This is a genomic window from Affinundibacterium amnicola (assembly GCF_014284275.1).
Lineage (GTDB): Bacteria > Pseudomonadota > Gammaproteobacteria > Burkholderiales > Burkholderiaceae_D > Undibacterium > Undibacterium amnicola.
In genome coordinates this window covers 1-1503 of the sequence record NZ_JACOFU010000016.1, presented here as the reverse complement: position 1 = coordinate 1503, position 1503 = coordinate 1, and the positions used below count along the sequence as shown (strand labels likewise).

The following is a 1503-nucleotide window of genomic DNA, read 5'->3' as shown; positions in this document are numbered from 1 at the left end:
CTGATAATCATCTAGCCGCCTCCCTCCAATAGCGTATGTCGTTGGAGTAAAGTTGAGTTGCGAAACGAAACTTTAACGGGGAGGACGGTATGTTATTTTGCGGCATAGACCTACATTCGAACAATAGTGTTGTGGTTATTTTGGATGAATCAGACAAAGTCATTTATAGCAGAAGGCATCCAAATAATTTGGAAGAAATATGTGGCGCGTTGATGCCGTATCAATCGCAATTGGTGGGTGTCGTGGTGGAGTCAACCTTCAATTGGTATTGGTTGGTCGATGGCTTGCAAGCACAAGGTTTTCAAGTGCACTTGGCAAATACAACGGCTATCAAGCAATATGACGGGTTAAAGCATCGTGGCGATGAATCCGATGCACGTCATTTGGCGCATGTGTTTCGTTTAGGCCTATTGCCAACTGGGCACATTATGCCGAAAGAACAGCGTGCAGTTCGTGATTTGGCACGTAAGCGTATGCAATTAGTACAGCAACGATCGACACATATCTTGTCAATCGAAACGCAAATGGATCAACAACGAGGCGCGCATTTGTCGAGCAATCTCATTAAGAAATTGTCCTGTAATGATATTGATGCAATGGGTCTGGAGGCAATGGCGTCATTGGCGATGAAAGCCAATGTAAGTTTGATGCAATCGACAGATCAACAAATCGATCTGATTGAGAAGGCGCTGGCAAGCCATTGTCGACATCACCCAGGCTTTCCATTACTCAAGAGTGTGGCAGGAATTGGTGATGTACTGGCAACCGTAATTCTGTTGGAAACGGGCTCGATAGAACGATTTAAAGATGTCGGGAATTATGTGTCGTATTGCCGTTGTGTTGGTAGCATACATACGTCCAACGGCAAGAAGAAAGGCGAAGGCAATACCAAGAATGGTAATCGCTTCTTGGCGTGGGCGTATGTCGAGGCAGCTAACTTTGCAATACGCTACAGCGAAGCTGCGAAGAAATTTTATCAGCGCAAGAAAGCCAAACGTAACGGCATTGTGGCGATTAAAGCAGTGGCGCATAAATTAGCAAGAGCCTGTTTTCATATGCTTAAAACAGGTGAAGTATTTTCGGTGGAGCGATGCTTCACTTAAGGTTTGGCAATGCTACGTGAGCCAGCAAACGGGGTTGGATGACAAGCCATTAGGCCTGATTGGACGCGTAGTTTTGCCATCACAACAGTTTTTTAAAATGAGTCGTCTGCAATGTGAGCCACAAGGGGTTGGAACCGAAAGGTAGCCACAGATCTGCCCATCAATTGGACACAAAGCGGTACTGAGATGCTTCTGGAGTAGCAGTGCTACTTGGGCGAAAACAGCAACACCATTTTCGCTAGAACCACATGGGTGACTGGTGCGATTCACGCAACCACACATTGAAGCAAAAGGCACGATGGCATTTTGAAACAGACGTGTGGTGGTGTATTAAAAATTATCGCGGTAATTTGCGAGTATTTGGTTCGACTACTTGACTACTGGGGGCTAATGGGTGACC

General features: G+C 45.8%; 1 protein-coding gene. It reads left to right on the top strand.

Annotated elements, in window-relative coordinates; genetic code table 11:
* The first annotated feature begins 89 nt into the window (after window positions 1-89).
* The gene (locus H8K33_RS19620; protein ID WP_186892761.1) at window positions 90-1103 is read left to right on the top strand and encodes an IS110 family RNA-guided transposase; all 1014 of its coding nucleotides are present in this window, start codon (window positions 90-92) and stop codon (window positions 1101-1103) included.
* The last annotated feature ends 400 nt before the right edge of the window (window positions 1104-1503 follow it).